Below are 19454 nucleotides of genomic sequence, written 5' to 3'. Positions count from 1 at the left end.
TATCATGGAATGTGTCGCTTAGTGCTATCGATTGCCGCTTAAGGCCTGAAGCGAATATACTGGCACTATTGTTCCGTTTTTTTTGAAACAACCTCAAAAAAGGATACGCGATGGCGAACGCTGATAACGATAAACAACCTGACTCCGTCTCATCAGTGATGAAGGTGTTTGGTATTTTGCAGGCGCTGGGTGAAGAGCGCGACCACGGCATCACAGAGCTGTCTCAACGCGTGATGATGTCTAAAAGCACCGTCTATCGCTTTTTGCAAACCATGAAGTCGCTGGGTTATGTCGCGCAGGAAGGCGAAACGGAAAAGTATTCGCTGACGCTCAAGTTATTCGAGCTGGGCGCGAAGGCGTTACAGAACGTTGATCTGATCCGCAGCGCGGATGTACAGATGCGCGAACTGTCACGCCTCACTAAAGAAACCATTCATCTTGGGGCGCTGGAAGAAGACAGCATTGTCTATATCCACAAGATCGACTCGCTCTACAACCTGCGCATGTATTCACGTATTGGTCGCCGCAACCCGCTGCATACCACCGCAATCGGCAAAGTGCTGCTGGCGTGGCGTGATCGTAGCGAAGTACAGGAAATCCTTAGCGAAGTGGAGTTTCGGCGCAGTACTGCCAACACCATCGTCAGCGCTGACGCCTTGCTTAAGGTGCTTGATCAGGTAAAAGTGCAGGGATTCGGCGAAGATAACGAGGAGCAGGAAGAGGGGTTACGTTGCATTGCCGTGCCGGTATTTGACCGTTTTGGCGTAGTGATTGCGGGCCTCAGCATCTCTTTCCCCACTATTCGTTTCTCGGAAGAGGGAAAAAACGAATATGTGGCGATGCTGCATCGAGCGGCGCGTGCCGTCTCAGAGCAAATGGGGTATCACGAATATCCGTTTTAACGCAGCAATAAACGGGCTGTTGCCAGCCCGTTTATGCAGTAATTAATTATCGATCACTTCACCGCTTTTCTTCAGTATCGGGCAGTCAGTTACGCCAACAATGCCGCTATCGGTATGCAGATATTGCGCGGTAATCATGCCTCGCGCGGTTAGATAGCTACATTGCAGGCCGAGTCCGGCTGCATTTTTATTGCTGCCGGTTAACACGCCATAGCCCGTGAATAACATCGCCAGCCAGATAACGGCGATCAGCATAATCGCCCGGATGAATAGTTTCATTTTGTCTCCATGTGATACATAACGCAGCTGTCCAGATGCTGCTGCCATCCCTATAGTAGCAGCTTGCCTCACCGGGTCGATCAGAGATAACTGAAAGGTGATGCACAGGAAAATCTGCATTCGGTGCATCCCCATTATCTTTTCCTGCCGCAAAGAGTAGAATCACCCGCTAAGTGAGAGTTTGACGTTAATCAGTAATCTGAGGCAGTTATGAATGAGTTAGCCGCAAATCCCAGCCCGTTGTTCAGTTACGCTGTGCTGGTCATCATTATCGTTGTGGCCTTTATCGCCTGGTTCTTTGTTAACCGGGCCAGCGTACGTGCCAGCGAGCAGATACAGTTGCTGGAAACACTGTTAGAAGAACAGAAAAAGCAAAATGCGCTGTTGCGCCGCCTGGCGGATGCACAGTCTGACACAGCACCGAAAGATGTAGAGGAAGAGGACGAAAAACGCGATTTTATTCGTCTGATCCCGGAGCGTTAATCGACAGATGGAGTGGTAATGGCCTGGCAAAATCCCTGGTACGATGCGGCGAAACAACACCATACGCCGCAGGGCTTTCGTAACCCGGAAGAAGAGTTAAGGCAGCCGGGGGATTTACAGCGCTGGCAGCGTGAACGTAAAGAGCAGGGATTACCCTTTCCCCCTCAGGCCGGTTATCCGGCGTTTATCAGCGACTGGTGCCAGCCAGTCGATTTGAGTGGGGAAGAGGATCGTATCTGGTGGCTCGGCCATGCTGCCTTATTACTTCGTCTGAATCAGCGTTATCTGTTGATTGATCCCGCGCTGTCACAACGCGCCTCTCCGTTTCCCTTTGCCGGTCCGCAACGCAAAACGCCGGCACCATTACGTGTGGCGCAGTTGCCACATCTGGATTATGTGCTGATTTCGCACAATCATTACGATCATCTGGATCGTCCCACGGTGAAACGCATTGCCCGACAATTTCCCGCAGCCCATTTTCTGGTGCCATTGGGCATGGGGAAGTGGTGTCAGCAGCGCGGTGTCCGGCATGTCACTGAACTGGACTGGTGGCAAAGCATTGTGCTGGGAAGTGCGCAGTTTACCGCAGTACCTGCGCGTCACTGGAGTATGCGTACCTTCTTTGATCGTAACCGTTCCTTATGGTGTGGCTGGGTGGTGCGTAATCCAGCACTCAACTTCTGGTTTGCGGGCGACAGTGGTTATAGCGATAACCTGAATCTCATCGCGCAACAACTCGGTCCGTTTAATCTGGCTGCGTTGCCAATCGGTGCCTACGCACCAAAATGGTTCATGCGTGGGCAGCACATGGACCCGGATCAGGCAGTGCAGTTATGGCAGCAAATTGGCCGTCCATTGACGATACCCATTCATTGGGGAGTCTTTGAATTGGCAGACGAATCACTGGATGAACCACCCGCAGTTCTTGCTCAGGCGTTGCTCAGCGCAAACGAGACGAGTAATGACTTCACACCGTGGAGAATAGGTGAGAGTCGGACCCTGCCGAATATTGATTCAGATTTGTCCTAACCGCATTTTGTTAAATTGAGGACGTTGGTGCGTTTTTTTAACATTTATTTGTTTTGATGTTAGAAAAAAATGAGATAACTGCCAAACAGAATGGATGCGTATATTTGGGGCAAGGGTGAATATATTTTCCTGATTTTGGTGCAAAACTATTAATAACCTGTACCTGATAAAAACAGCTGTACAAGATTCGCGCGATGCGCATATGTTGCGCCAGAAGTTAACATTTTGGTGAAATTCATTATCTATGCCATATTTGTGCAATATTTTTTGCGTATGATTATCAGTTTAAATAGCGTTGGATTGGACAAAAATCAGCCGCTGGACTACAACATTTTTTTGGCTGTAACGCTACTGATCAATAATCCTTTTTTGTGCAGGCAAGGTTACGCGAAGAAGGAAGAATGCAGGTGAAGTTTGTGCCTTCGCCAGCAATTATGTGCGACAAGTCGATAGGTGTTTAAAAATGGCTTGCCATTAATTTGCGGATATGTGATAACGATTCGTGGGTCAAACGAGGTACAGTTCTGTTTATGTATGGCATCTTCAGTAAAGAAGTTACGAGTAAAGACGTTGACGTTGAATACCGCTTCCTTGCCGAAACCTTAAATTAGTGCCTCATGCAGTAATGTCTCTGGTTTTTCTGTAAGTCTGCCTTCGGGCAATATAAACACTCTAAGGAATTTGCAAAATGGCAAAAATTAAAGGTCAGGTTAAGTGGTTCAACGAGTCTAAAGGTTTTGGTTTTATCACTCCTGCTGACGGTAGCAAAGATGTGTTCGTACACTTCTCTGCAATCCAGGGCAATGGTTTTAAAACTCTGGCCGAAGGCCAAAATGTTGAATTCGAAATCCAGGACGGCCAGAAAGGTCCGGCTGCAGTCAACGTCACTGCTATCTGATTTCGTCGCCAGGCTCGGTGTCATGCACCACTGAAACGAATCCTAAAGCCCCGGTCACTGACCGGGGCTTTTCTTTATCCTTTCTGTAAACAGATGACCAGGGTAAACTGCGCCGCGAATTGCTAACCCGGAGTTATCTATGTCTTTGATTTGCCCTCTTTGTCATCAACCTCTTCTGCTGCAAACCGCCAGCTATCGCTGCGATACCGGTCATCAGTTTGATTTGGCCAAAGAAGGGTATGTCAATCTGCTGCCGGTTCAACACAAAAGCTCGCGTCAGCCCGGCGACAGCCCGGAAATGCTGCTGGCGCGCCGCGAATTCCTCGATGCCGGATATTACCAACCATTGCGCGATCGCGTTGCTGCATGGCTGTCTCAACGTCTGCCAGCGGTATCTGCGCAGTTGCTGGATATCGGCTGTGGCGAAGGGTATTACACCGCCGAGATGGCGGCAGCATTACCACAGGCGCAAGTCTATGGTCTGGATGTGGCGAAAGCGGCGATTCGTATGGCGGCGAAACGCTACCGCGCGATAAAATTTTGCGTTGCCTCCAGCCAGCGGCTGCCGTTTGCCAATGCCTCGCTCGATGGCATCGTACGCATCTATGCCCCATGTAATGAAGAGGAATTGAGCCGTGTGGTGAAGCCTGGCGGTTATTTACTGACGGTAACCCCTGGGGCGCATCATCTGGAGCAATTTAAGGCGCTAATCTACCGTGAAGTGCAGCTACATGCGGCGGAAGAGAAGGTGTATGCGGGTTTTAATCAGGTGGCGCAGGAGAGTCTGCGCTACAGGATGACGCTCAGCAGTGTCGCAGCCACCACCTTATTGCAGATGACGCCATTTGCCTGGCGTGCGCGGGAAGAGGTGTGGCAAACCCTTGCGGCAGCCACCGCGTTTGACTGTGAAGCTGACTTTACGCTGACGCTCTGGCAACGCACCTAACGCGCGTCCACCAGCGTGTGGTAAATCTTTTCTAAATCGTCGAGTTGTTTTACCGCAATCAACAGGCGACGCTGCTCAAGCTGCATCACCAGAATGCCATCTTCGGACAGGTTCATGCTTTGAATGCGGTGATAATCAATCCAGACGCCGGCGAAAAACAGGCCGTCATTCTTCATCAGCAATTTCGGGCTACGCAGCCAGAACAACCAGAACGCCATAAAGCACAGCACCATGAGCAGGGTGGTGGTGAGTTGTGGTCCCTGATGGCTGACGTTGTTCCACAATAAAATTAGCAACAACACGATAAAGATGGCGCTGTCGATTTTATGGCGACGGCGCAGCGCAACACGCAGTTTTGTGGGACCATTACGTCGCGGCAGAATTGCCTCGTCGTAGATAGCAAACAGCAGCAGGCCAGCAATAAGCAGCGTAATCAGGGCGTCAGTCAGTGACATGATGATTCCTTAACAGAAGTGACCTCAGCGTTGACGCTCAGGTAACCCCTGTAAAACTGCCGGGGACAGAAGGGCCCCGGCAAGATTTTACAGACCGAGCAAGCCGATCCAGTAACCAAAAATACCAATCGCAAAGAAGCCAACGATAATCCACAGCGCGTTGACCTTGCGGCGCAGCAGCCACATACAGCCAAAGGTTAACAGCAGCGGAATCAGGCCCGGCATCAGTTGGTCGAGAATCGACTGAACGGTGGTAACGGTGGTTTTGCCGGTCTGGTCGGTGATGCGTGACACCACCAGCGGCACGTTCACATGCGTCCACTTGTTAACCAACGCCCCCATGACAAACAGGCCGAGAATTGACGCCCCCTCGGTCAGTTTTTGCAGGAAGCCGCCGCCCATATCGCTAACGATATCCACCCCTTTGCGATAACCATAGGCCACGCCGTAGTAACGGGTCAGCAGACGCGCAATGTTAAACAGGAGGAAAAACAGCAGCGGGCCAAGCAGACTGCCGCTCATGGCGATCCCTGCCCCGAGGGCAGCGAACACCGGACGTACCGTACCCCAGAAAATCGGGTCACCCACACCCGCCAGCGGGCCCATCAGACCGACTTTGATACCGTTTATGGCACCATCATCAATCGCTGCACCGTTAGCACGTTGTTCTTCCATCGCCATCGTCACGCCGAGCACTGGCGCTGCAACGAACGGATGGGTATTGAAGAATTCCAGATGACGTTTGATGGCTTGTTTCCGGTCATCGTTATTTTCCGGATAGAGACGGCGAATTACCGGCACCATCGAGAAGCAGAAGCCCAGCGCCTGCATACGTTCAAAGTTCCACGAACCCTGGAACAGGTTAGAGCGCAGGAACACGCCACGGACATCGCCCGGAGTGAGTTTCTTTTGAGAATGAGTAGTATCAACCATGATGTCACCTGTTCCTTAATCGAGTTCGTTGTCGAGGTCGTTTTGCGCAGGACCGGCAGCCGCAGCGCCCGCAACACGGTTATATTTCGGAGCCAACTGGATGTACAGTACCGCCATTACCACGCCAATCACGCCCAGCGCCACCAGGTTGAAGTTGGTGAATGCAGCAGTGACGAAGCCGAGGTAGAAGAACGGCATCAGGTAGCCAGCACGCATCATGTTAATGACCATTGCGTAACCGACGACCACGATCATGCCACCGGCGATGTTCAGGCCGTTGGTCACCACTTCCGGGATAGAACTCAGCAAGCTATGAACCGCGCTGGTACCGACGGAAATTGCCACGATCAATGCCGGGATTGCGATACGCATCGCCTGCAACAGCAGGGCTGAAACGTGAATCCACGAAATTGCCGACAGGTTGCCTTTCTCCGCAGCTTTATCGGCTGCGTGCTGGAAGGCCACGGTGATAGTACGAACGATGATGGTCAGTACCTGACCGGCCGCAGCCAGTGGAATGGCCAGCGCGATACCCGCACCGACACTTTGACCACCGGCAATAACCAGGATGGTTGAGATGATTGAGGCGAGGGCAGCATCCGGTGCCACAGCAGCACCAATGTTCATCCAGCCCAGCGCGATCATCTCCAGTGTACCGCCGATGATGATACCGGTTTTCATATCACCCAGTACCGCACCGATCAGAGTACAAGCCACCAACGGACGGTGGAACTGGAACTCATCAAGAATCGATCCCATCCCGGCGATACAAGCCACAATAAATATCAAAATGATTTGTAGCGAGGTTATCTCCATTGCATTTCTCCTAAGCAAAGGTCACGAAATATTCGCCCGCGCAAGCAGGCACAGATGGCGAATTACGGATTTACCTTCGCAATCAGGTCCATCATTTTCAGTTTCGGGTCGTTAGAAACTTTGCGCACTTCCAGCTCGATACCACGGTCATTGAGTTTGCGGAACGCCGCAATATCCTTCTCATCAACCGAGACCGCGTTATTAACCTGGGTTTTACCCTGACGGAACGCCATCCCGCCGATATTGACGGATTTGATAGCCACGCCCTGTTCCACAATACGTTCCACATCGGTCGGATTGGTGAACAACAACATGACGCGATCCTGACCATATTTCGGGTTGTTCCAGACGCGAATCATTTTATCGACATCAACCACATGCGCCGTGACGCCGGGCGGTGCCACCTGGGTGAGCAGCGTTTTCCGCACATGGTCATTGGCGACTTCATCGCTGACGACGATAATGCGTGTGACGTTGGTTTCTTTGGTCCAGCGGGTTGCAACCTGACCATGAATCAGACGGTCATCAATGCGGGCCAGGCCAATCTTCATATGCTCGCCGGGGGCCAGCGGTTTTTGCGGCTGCGGCGCAGCTTTGGCAACGGGGACGGCAGGTGCAGGCTCAGCCGTTTCGGTTTTCAGTGCTTTAACACCTTCGCGACCTGCTTCGACCGCGATGTGAATTAACTCCTCCAGTGAGGGATTATCATCACGTCCCATCAGGGTTTCGACCAGCATCGGAATGTTGACACCGGCAATGACATCATAATCCGGTTTATCCACCACGATGCGGCTCGCCGCGTTGAAGGGACTGCCACCCCAGGTGTCGACCAGGAACAGCACCCCCTTCGAGGTGTCCATTGTCGCCAGTCGGGCCTGATACTTTTCAATTAGCGTTTCTGCATTTTCGCCGGGCACGAAATCAATCCATCCGACATTTTCCTGCTCACCCAACAGCATCTCTGCTGTTTTAAGCAGCTGTTCTGCCGCCCAGCCATGTGTACCAATTACAATAGCAATGGTCACTTGCTACCTCCGTTCGCATGAGAGATTCTCTGGCTTCGCCGGGAATCGATGAAAATTACCGTTGTTGTTTCCTGTGGATCGCTTCGGTTTAAGATGAAGAAAAACATCAATAAATAACCTAAAACTTTCCGCTACACAGCGATAAGGTCGCGATTTATTTTAGTGAGTGAAAAAATAAATTATGTGATGCTTGTCAGTAATTCAGAGCGTAACGGTGTCTATTTGTGCTTTTATCTCCCCTTTTTTCAGGCTGTTACCGTTTGTAAATGTAAGAAAATTTTTTGACGCCGGTGATGTAACTGATACATTAACGTTCTGTTTATTATTCAGGAGTACCGGGCATTAGCTCACCTTTATGGACCGTCACCGACGTCGCTTCACCTCTTCACAGCGCCTGCTGGCGCATGCATCCACGCCTGATGGCGTAATCCAATCCGTTAACGATTTGCTGTCTCGCCGCGTGGCGCAGGCCCGTTTTCGTTCGCACGCTTCCCTGGTAAGGAGTCATTGATGGAATTTCTCTTCGACCCCTCCATCTGGGCGGGTTTGCTGACGCTTATCGTGCTGGAGATTGTTCTCGGCATCGATAACCTGGTTTTTATTGCTATCCTGGCCGACAAGCTGCCGCCAAAACAGCGCGATAAAGCGCGTCTGATCGGCCTGTCGCTGGCGTTGGTAATGCGACTTGGCCTGTTGTCACTCATCTCGTGGATGGTGACATTGACGCGACCCCTATTCAGCGTAGGCGATTTCAGCTTTTCCGGGCGCGATTTAATCCTGCTGGCCGGTGGTCTGTTCCTGTTGTTCAAGGCCACGATGGAGCTACATGAACGGCTGGAGAACCGCAATCTGGAGCATCAGGGTAACCGCAGCTATGCCAGCTTCTGGGCAGTGGTGACACAAATCGTGGTGCTGGACGCGGTGTTTTCGCTGGATGCGGTGATTACCGCCGTAGGGATGGTGAACCATCTGCCGGTGATGATGACGGCGGTAGTGATCGCGATGGGTGTGATGCTGCTGGCTTCAAAACCTTTGACCCGTTTTGTTAACGCGCATCCGACGGTGGTGGTGTTGTGTCTTAGCTTCCTGCTGATGATCGGTTTGTCGCTGGTAGCGGAAGGTTTTGGTTTCCATATTCCGAAAGGTTACCTGTATGCGGCGATTGGCTTCTCGATCCTGATCGAATTGTTTAACCAGATTGCGCGTCGTAACTTTATCCGCCATCAGGCGCATCGCCCGATGCGTGAACGCACCGCCGAAGCGATTCTGCGTCTGATGGGAGGCCGTCAGCGTAAACAGGCGGTAACGACGGAAGAGCAGGCGTTGGTGGAAGCCATGCCGCAGGAAGCCTTTAAGGACGAAGAACGTTACATGATCAACGGTGTGCTGACGCTGGCGCAACGCTCGATTCGTAGCATCATGACGCCGCGTGGTGAAATCTCTTGGGTGGATGTGGAACGTCCGGTGGATGAAATTCGCATTCAGTTGCTGGATACACCACACAGCCTGTTCCCGGTGTGCCGCGGCGAGTTGGATGAGATCATCGGCGTGGTTCGCGCCAAGGAGCTGTTGGTCGCTCTCGAGCATGGCATGGATGTGGCGACCTTTGCCGCCAACACCCCGCCGATTGTGGTGCCTGAAACACTGGACCCGATTAACCTGCTGGGCGTGTTGCGTCGGGCGAAGGGCAGCTTTGTGATCGTCACTAACGAATTCGGCGTGGTCCAGGGTTTAATCACGCCGCTTGACGTACTGGAAGCGATTGCCGGTGAGTTCCCGGACGAAGATGAAACACCGGATATCATTGCCGATGGCGAGGGCTGGTTGGTGAAGGGGGGGACGGATTTGCACTCACTGCAACAGCTGCTGGATTATCACGAATTGGTTAAAGCTGAAGACGATCATGCATCGCTGGCAGGCCTGCTGATTGATCAGAAAGGCCAATTGCCAGTGCCGGGTGAGGTGATTGATTTGCCACCGCTGCATTTCCAGATTATCGAAGCGACTGACTACCGGGTAGATTTAGTGCGGGTGACAAAGGACAAGCCGCACGAGGATGAAGAAATATAAAAATTTGGCACCTTCGGGTGCCAAATTTTTTCATTCAGTTGTAGCGGCGCGATTTATCGCGCTATTACGCGCTGAGCTGCGCCTGATGCTGTTCCAGCCAGGCCGGGAAGTCTTCAATCGGCATCGGACGCGCATAGAAATACCCCTGCAAATGGTCGACACCACGTTCGCGCAGATAATGCGCCTGTTCGGCAGTCTCCACTCCCTCCGCCACCAACGCGATGTTCAGGCGTTGCGCCAGTGAAATCACCATATCGGTAACGGTGGCGTTAATGGCATCGGTGCCAATAGCGGCGGTAAAAATCTTATCGATTTTCAGCACATCGGGTTTGAGATCTTTCAGATAGGCAAGCGAACTGTGCCCGGTCCCGAAGTCGTCAATCGCCAGACGGACGCCAATCTCATGCAACTGGGCAACTACCGCCTGATCAATCACCGGCAGCGCATCGCGTTCGGTCAACTCGACCACCAGTTTCGGTAACGGGTTGGCTGGCCACCAGATTCGTTGCAGGTCCTCAACAATCACCCGATCGTGAAAATGGCTGGCGGCAACGTTAATCGCAATATGGAAAGAAGAGCAGTGCGGCAGATTCGGTAGTTCATCTACCACTTTAGCAATCACAAAACGGGTGAGTGGTGCGATCAGATTTTGCCGTTCGGCCAGCGGAATAAACACGTCCGGAGCGATCCATCCCTGACGGGGATTGTGCCAGCGTAACAGCAGCTCGATACCGTCGCATTCGCCACTTTTGGCGTTAATCAGCGGCTGACAATAAACCATAAATTCATTTGCGGTGATGCCATAACTGATTTGCCAGTTCAGGCTCATGCGGTTGGCGGTCGCCAGCCAGACGATGTAGCCCATCAGCAGGCTAAGCAGCACCGCCAGTGGCAACTGAGACGGCAGGGTGCTCAGCGCCAGGCGTGCCGGTGACGGACCGTACAACGTAATGGTGTAGGGATAACGTAGTGATGCCTGATCGTAGGCGACTTCATCTTCTGAGGGCACCGTCGGTTCAATCAGCGGATTGCCATATTCCAGGCTTTGTCCACCCACGTTAAAAATTGCCCGTTCCACCCACGGCAGCTGCGGTTCAAGCAAATAATTGGTCATTAACTCGATATTAATGACCTGTAATAAACCATCGCGATTATCCAGCGATTTAGGCGTCCACAGCAGCAATACCGGAGAACCTTTTAACAGGTAATCGTCGGTGGTAAGCATCATGCGTTCATTATTAATCGCCAGTTCCGGGTAAGTCTGGCTGAAGGAGATATTTTGCGGGCCGTAAATACTGGAGCAGTAAAGCGTGTCGTTCTCAACCAGCAGAATCGATCTGACGGTTTGCAGCGCGGCGATTTTTTCAATGAGCGGAAAACGGACTTGCGGGCAGGGCACGCCGACCAGGCCAAGGGTGTTATTGGCAGAGACATCCAGCGGCGAAAACATGCGATCAAAACGTTCAATGGCGCGAGAGGCAAAATCCAGAGACTGTTGCTCAATACGTGACTTCTCTTCAATGTAGCGAAAAGTCAGCGTAAGAATTAAAACCAGCGCGGCGATCACTAACGCAATAAGCAATCGCTTACGGCGAAATTGACCAACAAATTGCTGGGCTATGAGCATCAGTAACCACCTTGCAAAGACTAAGAATAAAGCCAAAGAACTTCTGGGTTATCGGCATAGCGGCGGCCAGGTTTAGCACGGCTCTGGAAAAAAAGCGGTACTGAAAAAGCAGCGCGGCCAGGGAGGGCCGCGCGTAAATCACTCTATCTGGTTTAGCATGATGGAGGTAGCAGCAGTTGCATAAAATTGTTCAATCGGTGTTTTTTTGCTCACCGAAGAAAGCAACTGCATGGGGGAGTTAGTCGCACTGAACCTTGATAGCAAGGCCACCGCGCGAGGTTTCACGATATTTTGCATTCATATCTTTACCGGTCTCATACATCGTCTCAATGACTTTATCCAGTGAGACGCGCGGTTCGCTGGTACGACGAAGCGCCATGCGTGCCGCATTGATGGCTTTTACCGAGGCAATGGCATTACGTTCAATGCAAGGGACCTGCACCTGACCTGCGACCGGATCGCAGGTCAGTCCAAGGTTGTGTTCCATACCAATTTCAGCAGCGACACACACCTGTTCCGGGCTGGCGCCCAGCAACTCCGCCAGGCCGGCGGCCGCCATCGAACAGGCCACACCCACTTCTCCCTGGCATCCCACTTCAGCACCGGAAATGGAGGCATTCATTTTATACAGAATGCCAATGGCCCCGGAGGCGAGGAAATAACGGATATAAATGTCAGGCGTCACGCTTTCAATAAAGTGATCGTAATACGCCAGCACCGCTGGAACGATGCCACAGGCACCGTTGGTCGGGGCGGTGACGACGCGGCCACCTGCGGCATTCTCTTCATTGACTGCCAGCGCAAACATATTGACCCAGTCAATCACGTTCATTGGATCATTAGAATGCTTGGTGGAGGAGACCAGCAAACGGCGCAGCGAAGCCGCACGGCGCGGCACCCGCAGTGGCCCCGGCAGCACGCCTTCAGTATTCAGCCCACGATCGATACACGCCTGCATGGTCTGCCAGATGTTAGCGAAGTAGCTATGAATTTCATCGCGGCTGTGCAGCGCCAGTTCGTTCTTCAGCACCAGGCCAGACAGTGACAGGCCGCTCTGCCGACAGTGAGCAAGCAACTCTTTAGCAGAATCGAACGGGAACGGCACGGAGACTTGGTCCAGCACGGACTGACCAAAATGCTCTTCATCAACGATAAAGCCACCGCCAATGGAGTAATAGGTTTTGCTCAGAATCAGCAGGTCGCCAGCGAAAGCGAACAGTGTCAGGCCATTTTCATGCAACGACAGGTTTTCGCTACGGAACACCATGCCGCCTTCGCGGGGGAAATCAACTTCATGGGCACCGTTGGCCAGCAGCAGGCGTTCGCGTTGTTCGACATCCTGAATAAAAGCGGGAATGCTGTCGATATCAACGGTATCCGGAGCGGCACCGGCCAGACCCATAATGATCGCGATGTCAGTGTGGTGACCTTTACCCGTGAGCGACAGAGAGCCGTAAACGTCCACCGCAACACGCGTGACGTCCTGCAACTTACCCTGTTCGGCCAGCAGATCAACAAACTGTTTGCCCGCTTTCATTGGGCCGACAGTATGCGAACTGGAAGGGCCGATGCCCACTTTAAACATGTCAAAAACACTAATCACCGGTGACACTCCTCACAAAGCTTATTTTTGTACGGCTCAGGCCGTTTTATGCGGCTAATAGTAATCGCACGCGCGCAGACACGAGCAGCTTTTCGCATGAAATAAACTAATTATACAGCACAGAAATAGTTATCCATTGCAGGAGGCAAAACCGGTGCAGGAAGAAATGGCAAGCGAGGGGTACATCAACCAGGCAGGGCAATTTGCTGACCGAGCGCACGGATAATGCCTGCGGTCATGCCCCAGATAAAATAATCTTCATACCATGAGAGCCACACCTGATGCTGACGCTGGCCGCGACGTAGCGTCAGACCGCTGTAGCGACTAAGGCGCAAGGCTTCCGCCAGCGGCATGGAAAAGGCGCTTTCGACCTCATCGGGATTAATCGCCAGAGGCAACCCGGCGGGAATGATGCCGACCACCGGCGTGACGGCAAAACCGGTGCTGCTGGTTACTGCGGGCAGCACGCCAACCACCTGCACCTGATCAGGCTGGATACCTACTTCCTCCTGCGCCTCACGCAGGGCGGTAAAGATCAGCGAGTCATCGCTGGCATCCTGCATCCCACCAGGAAAAGCCACCTGACCGGCATGTTTTCGGAGCCGACTGGAACGGCGCGTCAGCAATAACCCGGGTTCTGTATCGTTAATAACAGGCACCAGCACCGCAGCGCGCCGGCCATTAACAGGCGTTTTCGCCAGTGTCACCGGCGGTTGCAACATAAAACGGCTGAGGAATTGATCCAGAGTCAGGTCGCTGTTCATTTCAGGCCAGTTCTCGCAGGCTGGGAAGAATACGATTCACTTTATGCAACGTCTCCTGATATTCAGCGGTGACGTCACTGTCGGCCACCAGCCCACCGCCCGCTGCGCAGTATAACTGCTGGTTTTCGGCGACAAGTGTGCGGATGGTGATGCTGGTATCCATGCGGCCACACAGGCTGATATAACCGATGCTCCCGCACCAGGCATTGCGGCGATGTGGTTCCAGCTCCTCAATGATCTCCATGGCGCGGATCTTCGGCGCGCCGGTAATGGAGCCCCCGGGAAAACAGGCACGCAGCAGATCAGTGGCGGCAAGCTGCGCGGGCAGCCTTGCTCGCACGGTACTCACCAGATGATGCACCGCCGGGAACGGTTCGACGACAAATAACTCAGGTACGCTGACGCTGCCAGGTTCGGCAACGCGCCCGATATCATTGCGCAGCAGATCGACAATCATCAAATTTTCTGCGCGATCTTTCTCGGCATGCGCCAGCTCTTCTGCCTGCTGACGGTCGGCGTGAGGATCGGCCAGGCGTGGGCGCGTGCCTTTGATTGGCCGGGTTTCAATTTCCTGCTGATGCAGGGAAAGAAAGCGTTCCGGTGACAAGCTGAGAATCACGCTGTGCGGCAGCCGGAGAAAGGCGCTGAAGGGAGCGCGATTGGCCGCATTCAGATGCTGAAAAGCCTGCCACTCATCACCGCGATAGCTGGCCTGAAAGCGCTGGGCCAGATTAACCTGGTAGCAATCACCTGCCTGAATATAGGCCTGCACAGCGGCAAAACGTTGGGCGTAGTCGTCGTAACTCAGATTGGATTGCCAGTCACTGGTTAGCGCAAAGGGTTGTTGAGCGGGGGCGTTTTGCGCTTGCAGCCATTGCCAGCGCGCGTCGGCATCATCCAGTGACACCAGCGTCAGGCGACATAATTGATGGTCAGCGATTAACGCCCAGTCATAAATGCCGACCGCCATATCCGGGGTAATGAGATCGGACTTCGCCAGCTGAGGTAAGGTTTCGAAACGACGCCCCAGGTCATAACCAAATAATCCCAGCGCGCCGCCCTGAAAAGGCAGGTCAGGATTAAAAGCGGGCTGAACTCCGAGTGCATCGCACTGCTGCTGGAGTAGCGTCAGCGGATCATTCGGGCTGGTCTGGATATGGTCTTGCTGAACGATTTCCGTTACGTCACCCCGGGTCACCAGGGTTACACGCGGATCGGCGGTCATAATATCAAAGCGGTTATCAGCATGATCGGCCTGGCCCGACGTCAACAGCATTGCCCAGGGCTGATGAGCAAGGGTGGAAAACAGGTGCGTCAGCGTATCCGGCGTATAATTGAGAGCGAGGGTTTTTACGATCATGAGACAAATCAGATAACAGCAACAAAGACCTAAGCCTGACACATTTTTTTGTTGCTGGCACCTGTTTGTTCCGCATGGAATAATGCGTCCCCTTTTTCCCAGGAGCGAGTCATGTTTACAGGTCTTCCGGCATTATCTCACGAACAGCAGCAGCAGGCGGTTGAACGTATTCAGGAACTGATGGCAGGGGGTATGGCCAGCGGCCAGGCGATTGCGCAGGTCGCGCATGAAATTCGTCAGAGTCATCAGGGAGAACAAATTCGGGCGCGCTTTGAAGACGACGAAGAGGACGTCTGACGCCCGAATCAGTTTACAAGGCGGCGATGATCTTAATTTCGACTTTATATTTCGGATTCATCAAACCGGCCTGCACGGTGCAACGCACCGGTGCATTGCCCGGTGACACCCAGGCATCCCAGGCGCGGTTCATCGCCGGGAAATCAGCTTTATCGACGAGGAAAATAGTCGCGTCGAGAATTTTGCTTTTGTCTGAACCTACACGGGTCAGAATGGCGTCGATCACGGCCAGCGCGTTGGCGGTTTGTGCCTCTGCATCCTCATCAAGATTCTCTGGCACGCTGGTGTAGTACACCGTCTGGTTATGAATAACAGCTTCCGACATACGGTGTTCTGGATCAATACGCGTAATGGTCATGATTTTCTCCTTATTTATCGCAGCGCTAGCCTGCCATAACCGCAGCCAGGTTGTCATCTGTTGTGGTCGCATGAATAGAATCCTGACATAATTACAGTACTTTTTTGAATTTTCGGTGAGGATGTGTGGCAGACGATTTTGCAGCTGACGGCGCGCTGGCGCAGGCGATTCCCGGCTTTAAACCGCGTGAAGCGCAGCGCGAGATGGCGCAGGCTGTCGCAGAGGCGGTAAAAAGTGGCGGTGAGCTGGTGGTGGAGGCCGGTACCGGCACCGGTAAAACCTATGCTTATCTTGCACCCGCGCTGCGTGCTGACAAAAAAGTGATCATCTCCACTGGTTCCAAAGCGTTACAGGATCAGCTGTATAATCGCGATCTACCCACCGTTGCCCGTGCGCTCAAGTTCAAAGGCAAAACCGCCTTGCTGAAAGGCCGCTCCAACTATCTCTGTCTGGAACGGATGGAACAGCAAACCCAGAGCGGCGGGGATCTCAACGCCCAGGCGCTGGGCGATTTGATTACGTTGCGCGGCTGGTCATCGGAAACCATTGATGGCGATATCAGCAGCTGTGCCGGTGTGGCAGAAGACAGCCCGGTGTGGCCTTATGTCACCAGCACCAACGACAACTGTCTGGGCAGTGATTGCCCGCTGTACAAAGATTGTTTTGTGGTGAAAGCCCGCAAACGGGCAATGGACGCTGATGTGGTGGTGGTGAATCACCATTTGTTCCTCGCTGATCTGGTGGTAAAAGAAGGGGGCTTTGGGGAACTGATTCCCGAGGCCGATGTGATGATTTTCGATGAAGCCCATCAGCTGCCGGATATCGCCAGCCAATATTTCGGCCAGCAACTCTCCAGCCGCCAACTCCTCGATTTAGTCAAAGACATCATTATTGCCTACCGTACTGAAGTGCGTGATGTGCAGCAGTTGCAGAAATCCGCCGACCGCCTGGCGCAATGCACCCAGGATTTCCGCCTGACATTGGGAGAACCCGGCTTTCGCGGCAACCTGCGCGACTTGCTGAGCGATAATAACGTGATGCGCATGCTGACCTTGTTGGATGATGCACTCGAACTCTGTTACGACGTGATTAAGTTATCGCTGGGGCGTTCTGCATTGCTGGATGCCGCCTTTGAGCGCGCCGCCCTGTATCGTACCCGCCTGAAACGCTTACGTGCCATTGATGAACCGGGCTTCAGCTATTGGTATGAATGCTCCAGCCGTCATTTTACCCTCGCGCTGACGCCGCTCTCGGTTGCCGAACGTTTCCGCGAAGTGATGGACAATCGCAAAGCAGCCTGGGTCTTCACCTCTGCTACCCTGGCGGTGAATGAGCAGATGAGCCATTTCTCGAGCCGGTTGGGTGTGGATAAAGCAAAAACGCTGATCCTCAACAGCCCGTTTGATTATGCGCGCCAGGCGCTGTTGTGCGTACCGCGCCATCTGCCGGAGCCAAATCGTCCCGGTGGCGCGCGCCGGTTGGCACAGATGATGAAGCCGTTGATTGATGCCAACAAAGGCCGCTGCTTCTTTTTATGTACCTCGCATATGATGATGCGTGAACTGGCGGCGGAATTTCGTGCCTCCATGACCATACCGGTGCTGCTACAGGGCGAAACCAGTAAAGGTCAGCTGTTGAAACAATTCCTTGAGGCAGGCAATGCCTTGCTGGTGGCAACCAGCAGCTTCTGGGAAGGCGTGGATGTGCGGGGCGATGCGTTGTCACTGGTGATCATCGATAAACTGCCGTTTACTTCACCGGAGGATCCGTTGTTGAAAGCCCGCATGGAGGATTGTCGTCTGCGCGGCGGTGAGCCGTTTAACGATGTGCAGTTACCCGATGCGGTAATTACCCTCAAACAGGGGGTAGGCCGTCTGATCCGTGATACCGACGATCGTGGTGTGCTGGTGATTTGCGATCAGCGCCTGGTGTCTCGCCCCTATGGCGCGCTGTTCCTCAACAGTTTGCCGCCTACCCCGCGCACCCGCGATCTTGACCGCGCCATTCGTTTTGTCCGCGAGCAGGAGAGTCACTAATTTGTGTCAGCCTGTGTTAAGATGCGCGCCATTTTGAATCTCCCGAGGTTGTTATGTCCGCCCGAATTTTAGCCCTGGACACGGCGACAGAAGCCTGTTCTGCCGCGCTGCTGAATCAACAACAGCTTGATTCCCGTTTCGAAATCGCTCCGCGTGACCATACTCAACGTATTCTGCCGCTGGTACAGGCGTTGTTGCAGGCGCAACAACTTGAGCTGACGGCGCTGGATGCGCTGGCGTTTGGACGCGGGCCGGGCAGTTTTACCGGCGTGCGTATCGGCATCGGTATCGCCCAGGGGCTGGCGCTGGGGGCGAATCTGCCAATGATTGGCGTCTCCTCGTTAGCCACCATGGCGCAAGGCGCCTGGCGACTGAGCGGCGCAACGCGTGTGCTGGCGGCGATCGATGCACGCATGGGCGAAGTCTATTGGGCGGAGTATCAACGCGATGCGAACGGCGAGTGGCACGGCGAAGAAACCGAAGCCGTGCTGTCACCGGAAGCCGCTCAGACGCGTATTGCCAGCCTGAGCGGTGAGTGGACCACGGTTGGCACCGGTTGGCAGGCGTATCCGCAGCTGTTAACCACGCCCGGTGCGCATCTGATCGCCAGCGAAGTCCAGTTACCTGCTGCTGAAGATATGCTGCCGTTGGCGCTTGCGGCCTGGCAACGGGGAGAAACGGTAGCGGTAGAACACGCCGAGCCCGTATATCTGCGCAATGAAGTGGCATGGAAAAAATTGCCGGGACGTTAAGGGACCGCGCAACTTATCGCTACGCTCTCAGTCTAATCTGAGAAATAACAGGAGAAGTGCTATGCCAATGAGTCGTAAAGGGATGTCTGGCGCTCTGTTAGCCTGCGTGCTGTTGATCAGCGGTTGTGTTTCGGTGCCGGATGCCATTAAAGGGAGTTCACAGCTTCCACAGCAAGATCTATTACGCGTGATGAATGCGCCGCAGCTCTATGTCGGCCAGGAGTCGCGCTTCGGCGGTAAAGTGGTAAACGTCACCAATCTTAATGGTCTGACGCGCCTCGAAATTGCCACCCAACCATTGGATGACAGCGCCCGACCACGTCTTGGTTCGGCATCGGTCGGTCGTATTTTTGCCGATATTCACGGCTTCGTTGATCCGACCGATGTGAAAAACCAGTACGTTACCGTGCTGGGCAATATCAAAGGGACAGAAAAAGGGACGATCGGCCAGGCCAGCTATAATTTTGTGGTTATCGATGTAAGAGGTTATCAGCGCTGGCATTTAACGCAGCAGGTTATGACGCCACCGCAGCCTATCGATCCCTGGATTTTCTACGGACCGACACGCCATCATCCAGGCTATTGGGGACCCAACCCTTACTGGGGCATGTCCAATAGTGGTCCGGCACAGGTAGAAACCATCCTGACTGAATAAGTTATTTTTAATCAGTTATTTACGGCCCGATCGCGGCGCACGCGAACGGGCCTTTTTATTGAGTGCGCAAACGAAGCGCGAAATTTAGTGATGAGCCTCGCAACCTGAACAGGTCGACACCGGCAAACTGGTACAATCAGTTAAAATATTGTTAACAACACTGATG

The 19454-nt window shown here is 53.3% G+C and carries 21 protein-coding genes; 11 read left to right on the top strand and 10 right to left on the bottom strand.

The features are described from left to right. Positions 1-110: 110 nt before the first annotated feature. A complete protein-coding gene (gene kdgR / locus CTZ24_RS11335) occupies positions 111-902 on the top strand; it encodes a DNA-binding transcriptional regulator KdgR (RefSeq protein ID WP_021182995.1) in 792 nt (263 codons plus the stop codon). Between the two features lie 42 nt (positions 903-944). Here the strand turns inward: kdgR and CTZ24_RS11330 are convergent, their stop codons facing one another. Next, entirely contained in the window at positions 945-1181 is a 237-nt protein-coding gene (locus tag CTZ24_RS11330) for a YobH family protein (protein WP_021182996.1), read from the bottom strand. Positions 1182-1391: 210 nt separating this feature from the next. On the opposite strand from CTZ24_RS11330, the gene CTZ24_RS11325 reads away from it, so the two are divergent. From CTZ24_RS11325 to rlmA, 5 genes are all read left to right on the top strand, one after another. Next, positions 1392-1664 (top strand): YebO family protein, encoded by a 273-nt coding sequence (locus tag CTZ24_RS11325; protein ID WP_208723563.1) that lies wholly within the window; start codon positions 1392-1394, stop codon positions 1662-1664. A gap of 18 nt (positions 1665-1682) precedes the next feature. Continuing rightward, positions 1683-2693, top strand: a complete 1011-nt coding sequence (locus CTZ24_RS11320) for an MBL fold metallo-hydrolase (RefSeq protein ID WP_208723562.1) — start codon at positions 1683-1685, stop codon at positions 2691-2693. Between the two features lie 530 nt (positions 2694-3223). Next, complete coding sequence (locus CTZ24_RS26900) at positions 3224-3304, top strand: DUF2627 domain-containing protein (protein WP_139810977.1); 81 nt, start codon at positions 3224-3226, stop codon at positions 3302-3304. 77 nt (positions 3305-3381) lie between these two features. Beyond that, on the top strand, positions 3382-3591 hold the full coding sequence (cspE, locus tag CTZ24_RS11310; protein ID WP_001062678.1) for a transcription antiterminator/RNA stability regulator CspE: 210 nt from the start codon (positions 3382-3384) through the stop codon (positions 3589-3591). A gap of 139 nt (positions 3592-3730) precedes the next feature. Next, positions 3731-4537 (top strand): 23S rRNA (guanine(745)-N(1))-methyltransferase, encoded by an 807-nt coding sequence (gene rlmA, locus CTZ24_RS11305; protein WP_208723561.1) that lies wholly within the window; start codon positions 3731-3733, stop codon positions 4535-4537. Here the strand turns inward: rlmA and CTZ24_RS11300 are convergent. The 4 genes from CTZ24_RS11300 to manX all read right to left on the bottom strand — a co-directional run bounded on the left by CTZ24_RS11300 (position 4534) and on the right by manX (position 7766). Next, positions 4534-4992, bottom strand: coding sequence for a DUF986 family protein (locus tag CTZ24_RS11300; RefSeq protein ID WP_021183001.1), 459 nt, complete (start codon positions 4990-4992; stop codon positions 4534-4536). The genes rlmA and CTZ24_RS11300 overlap by 4 nt on opposite strands. A gap of 87 nt (positions 4993-5079) precedes the next feature. Then, positions 5080-5925, bottom strand: coding sequence for a PTS mannose transporter subunit IID (locus CTZ24_RS11295; protein WP_021183002.1), 846 nt, complete (start codon positions 5923-5925; stop codon positions 5080-5082). Between the two features lie 15 nt (positions 5926-5940). Further along, the gene (locus CTZ24_RS11290) at positions 5941-6741 is read right to left on the bottom strand and encodes a PTS mannose/fructose/sorbose transporter subunit IIC (protein ID WP_021183003.1); all 801 of its coding nucleotides are present in this window, start codon (positions 6739-6741) and stop codon (positions 5941-5943) included. A gap of 62 nt (positions 6742-6803) precedes the next feature. Next, entirely contained in the window at positions 6804-7766 is a 963-nt protein-coding gene (manX, locus tag CTZ24_RS11285; RefSeq protein ID WP_208723560.1) for a PTS mannose transporter subunit IIAB, read from the bottom strand. Between the two features lie 510 nt (positions 7767-8276). Here manX and CTZ24_RS11280 point away from each other — a divergent pair. After that, positions 8277-9836 (top strand): TerC family protein, encoded by a 1560-nt coding sequence (locus tag CTZ24_RS11280; protein ID WP_208723559.1) that lies wholly within the window; start codon positions 8277-8279, stop codon positions 9834-9836. Positions 9837-9900: 64 nt separating this feature from the next. Here CTZ24_RS11280 and pdeD read toward each other — a convergent pair whose 3' ends face one another. The 4 genes from pdeD to pabB form a co-directional block, all read right to left on the bottom strand. Next, the gene (gene pdeD, locus CTZ24_RS11275; protein WP_021183007.1) at positions 9901-11463 is read right to left on the bottom strand and encodes a cyclic di-3',5'-guanosine monophosphate phosphodiesterase PdeD; all 1563 of its coding nucleotides are present in this window, start codon (positions 11461-11463) and stop codon (positions 9901-9903) included. Positions 11464-11701: 238 nt separating this feature from the next. Continuing rightward, entirely contained in the window at positions 11702-13066 is a 1365-nt protein-coding gene (locus tag CTZ24_RS11270; RefSeq protein ID WP_208723558.1) for an L-serine ammonia-lyase, read from the bottom strand. 185 nt (positions 13067-13251) lie between these two features. Continuing rightward, the gene (locus tag CTZ24_RS11265; RefSeq protein WP_208723557.1) at positions 13252-13830 is read right to left on the bottom strand and encodes a CoA pyrophosphatase; all 579 of its coding nucleotides are present in this window, start codon (positions 13828-13830) and stop codon (positions 13252-13254) included. 1 nt (position 13831) lies between these two features. Next, a complete protein-coding gene (pabB, locus tag CTZ24_RS11260; protein WP_021183010.1) occupies positions 13832-15190 on the bottom strand; it encodes an aminodeoxychorismate synthase component 1 in 1359 nt (452 codons plus the stop codon). A 111-nt stretch (positions 15191-15301) separates the two neighbouring features. Here pabB and CTZ24_RS11255 point away from each other — a divergent pair, with 111 nt between their 5' ends. Then, the gene (locus tag CTZ24_RS11255) at positions 15302-15487 is read left to right on the top strand and encodes a YoaH family protein (RefSeq protein ID WP_021183011.1); all 186 of its coding nucleotides are present in this window, start codon (positions 15302-15304) and stop codon (positions 15485-15487) included. 13 nt (positions 15488-15500) lie between these two features. On the opposite strand, the gene CTZ24_RS11250 is transcribed toward CTZ24_RS11255, so the two are convergent. Beyond that, entirely contained in the window at positions 15501-15845 is a 345-nt protein-coding gene (locus CTZ24_RS11250; RefSeq protein WP_021183012.1) for a RidA family protein, read from the bottom strand. Between the two features lie 125 nt (positions 15846-15970). Here CTZ24_RS11250 and yoaA point away from each other — a divergent pair, with 125 nt between their 5' ends. From yoaA to CTZ24_RS11235, 3 genes are all read left to right on the top strand, one after another. Then, positions 15971-17881, top strand: a complete 1911-nt coding sequence (yoaA, locus tag CTZ24_RS11245) for a DNA repair helicase YoaA (RefSeq protein WP_208723556.1) — start codon at positions 15971-15973, stop codon at positions 17879-17881. Positions 17882-17934: 53 nt separating this feature from the next. Beyond that, a complete protein-coding gene (gene tsaB, locus CTZ24_RS11240) occupies positions 17935-18633 on the top strand; it encodes a tRNA (adenosine(37)-N6)-threonylcarbamoyltransferase complex dimerization subunit type 1 TsaB (protein WP_208723555.1) in 699 nt (232 codons plus the stop codon). Between the two features lie 61 nt (positions 18634-18694). Then, positions 18695-19288 carry a Slp family lipoprotein gene (locus CTZ24_RS11235; protein WP_208723554.1) on the top strand — a complete coding sequence of 198 codons (594 nt, stop codon included), beginning with the start codon at positions 18695-18697 and terminating at the stop codon, positions 19286-19288. Positions 19289-19454: the final 166 nt, after the last annotated feature.

The organism is Pantoea phytobeneficialis (assembly GCF_009728735.1).
GTDB lineage: Bacteria > Pseudomonadota > Gammaproteobacteria > Enterobacterales > Enterobacteriaceae > Pantoea > Pantoea phytobeneficialis.
This window is presented reverse-complemented; position numbering and strand designations above follow the sequence as displayed.

Excerpts from the sequence above, each read along its gene's own strand:
- kdgR (WP_021182995.1), top strand. The coding sequence starts at position 111 with ATGGCGAACGCTGATAACGATAAACAACCTGACTCCGTCTCATCAGTG.
- CTZ24_RS11330 (WP_021182996.1), bottom strand. The coding sequence starts at position 1,181 with ATGAAACTATTCATCCGGGCGATTATGCTGATCGCCGTTATCTGGCTG.
- CTZ24_RS11325 (WP_208723563.1), top strand. The coding sequence starts at position 1,392 with ATGAATGAGTTAGCCGCAAATCCCAGCCCGTTGTTCAGTTACGCTGTG.
- CTZ24_RS11320 (WP_208723562.1), top strand. The coding sequence starts at position 1,683 with ATGGCCTGGCAAAATCCCTGGTACGATGCGGCGAAACAACACCATACG.
- CTZ24_RS26900 (WP_139810977.1), top strand. The coding sequence starts at position 3,224 with ATGTATGGCATCTTCAGTAAAGAAGTTACGAGTAAAGACGTTGACGTT.
- cspE (WP_001062678.1), top strand. The coding sequence starts at position 3,382 with ATGGCAAAAATTAAAGGTCAGGTTAAGTGGTTCAACGAGTCTAAAGGT.
- rlmA (WP_208723561.1), top strand. The coding sequence starts at position 3,731 with ATGTCTTTGATTTGCCCTCTTTGTCATCAACCTCTTCTGCTGCAAACC.
- CTZ24_RS11300 (WP_021183001.1), bottom strand. The coding sequence starts at position 4,992 with ATGTCACTGACTGACGCCCTGATTACGCTGCTTATTGCTGGCCTGCTG.
- CTZ24_RS11295 (WP_021183002.1), bottom strand. The coding sequence starts at position 5,925 with ATGGTTGATACTACTCATTCTCAAAAGAAACTCACTCCGGGCGATGTC.
- CTZ24_RS11290 (WP_021183003.1), bottom strand. The coding sequence starts at position 6,741 with ATGGAGATAACCTCGCTACAAATCATTTTGATATTTATTGTGGCTTGT.
- CTZ24_RS11280 (WP_208723559.1), top strand. The coding sequence starts at position 8,277 with ATGGAATTTCTCTTCGACCCCTCCATCTGGGCGGGTTTGCTGACGCTT.
- pdeD (WP_021183007.1), bottom strand. The coding sequence starts at position 11,463 with ATGCTCATAGCCCAGCAATTTGTTGGTCAATTTCGCCGTAAGCGATTG.
- CTZ24_RS11265 (WP_208723557.1), bottom strand. The coding sequence starts at position 13,830 with ATGAACAGCGACCTGACTCTGGATCAATTCCTCAGCCGTTTTATGTTG.
- pabB (WP_021183010.1), bottom strand. The coding sequence starts at position 15,190 with ATGATCGTAAAAACCCTCGCTCTCAATTATACGCCGGATACGCTGACG.
- CTZ24_RS11255 (WP_021183011.1), top strand. The coding sequence starts at position 15,302 with ATGTTTACAGGTCTTCCGGCATTATCTCACGAACAGCAGCAGCAGGCG.
- CTZ24_RS11250 (WP_021183012.1), bottom strand. The coding sequence starts at position 15,845 with ATGACCATTACGCGTATTGATCCAGAACACCGTATGTCGGAAGCTGTT.
- tsaB (WP_208723555.1), top strand. The coding sequence starts at position 17,935 with ATGTCCGCCCGAATTTTAGCCCTGGACACGGCGACAGAAGCCTGTTCT.
- CTZ24_RS11235 (WP_208723554.1), top strand. The coding sequence starts at position 18,695 with ATGCCAATGAGTCGTAAAGGGATGTCTGGCGCTCTGTTAGCCTGCGTG.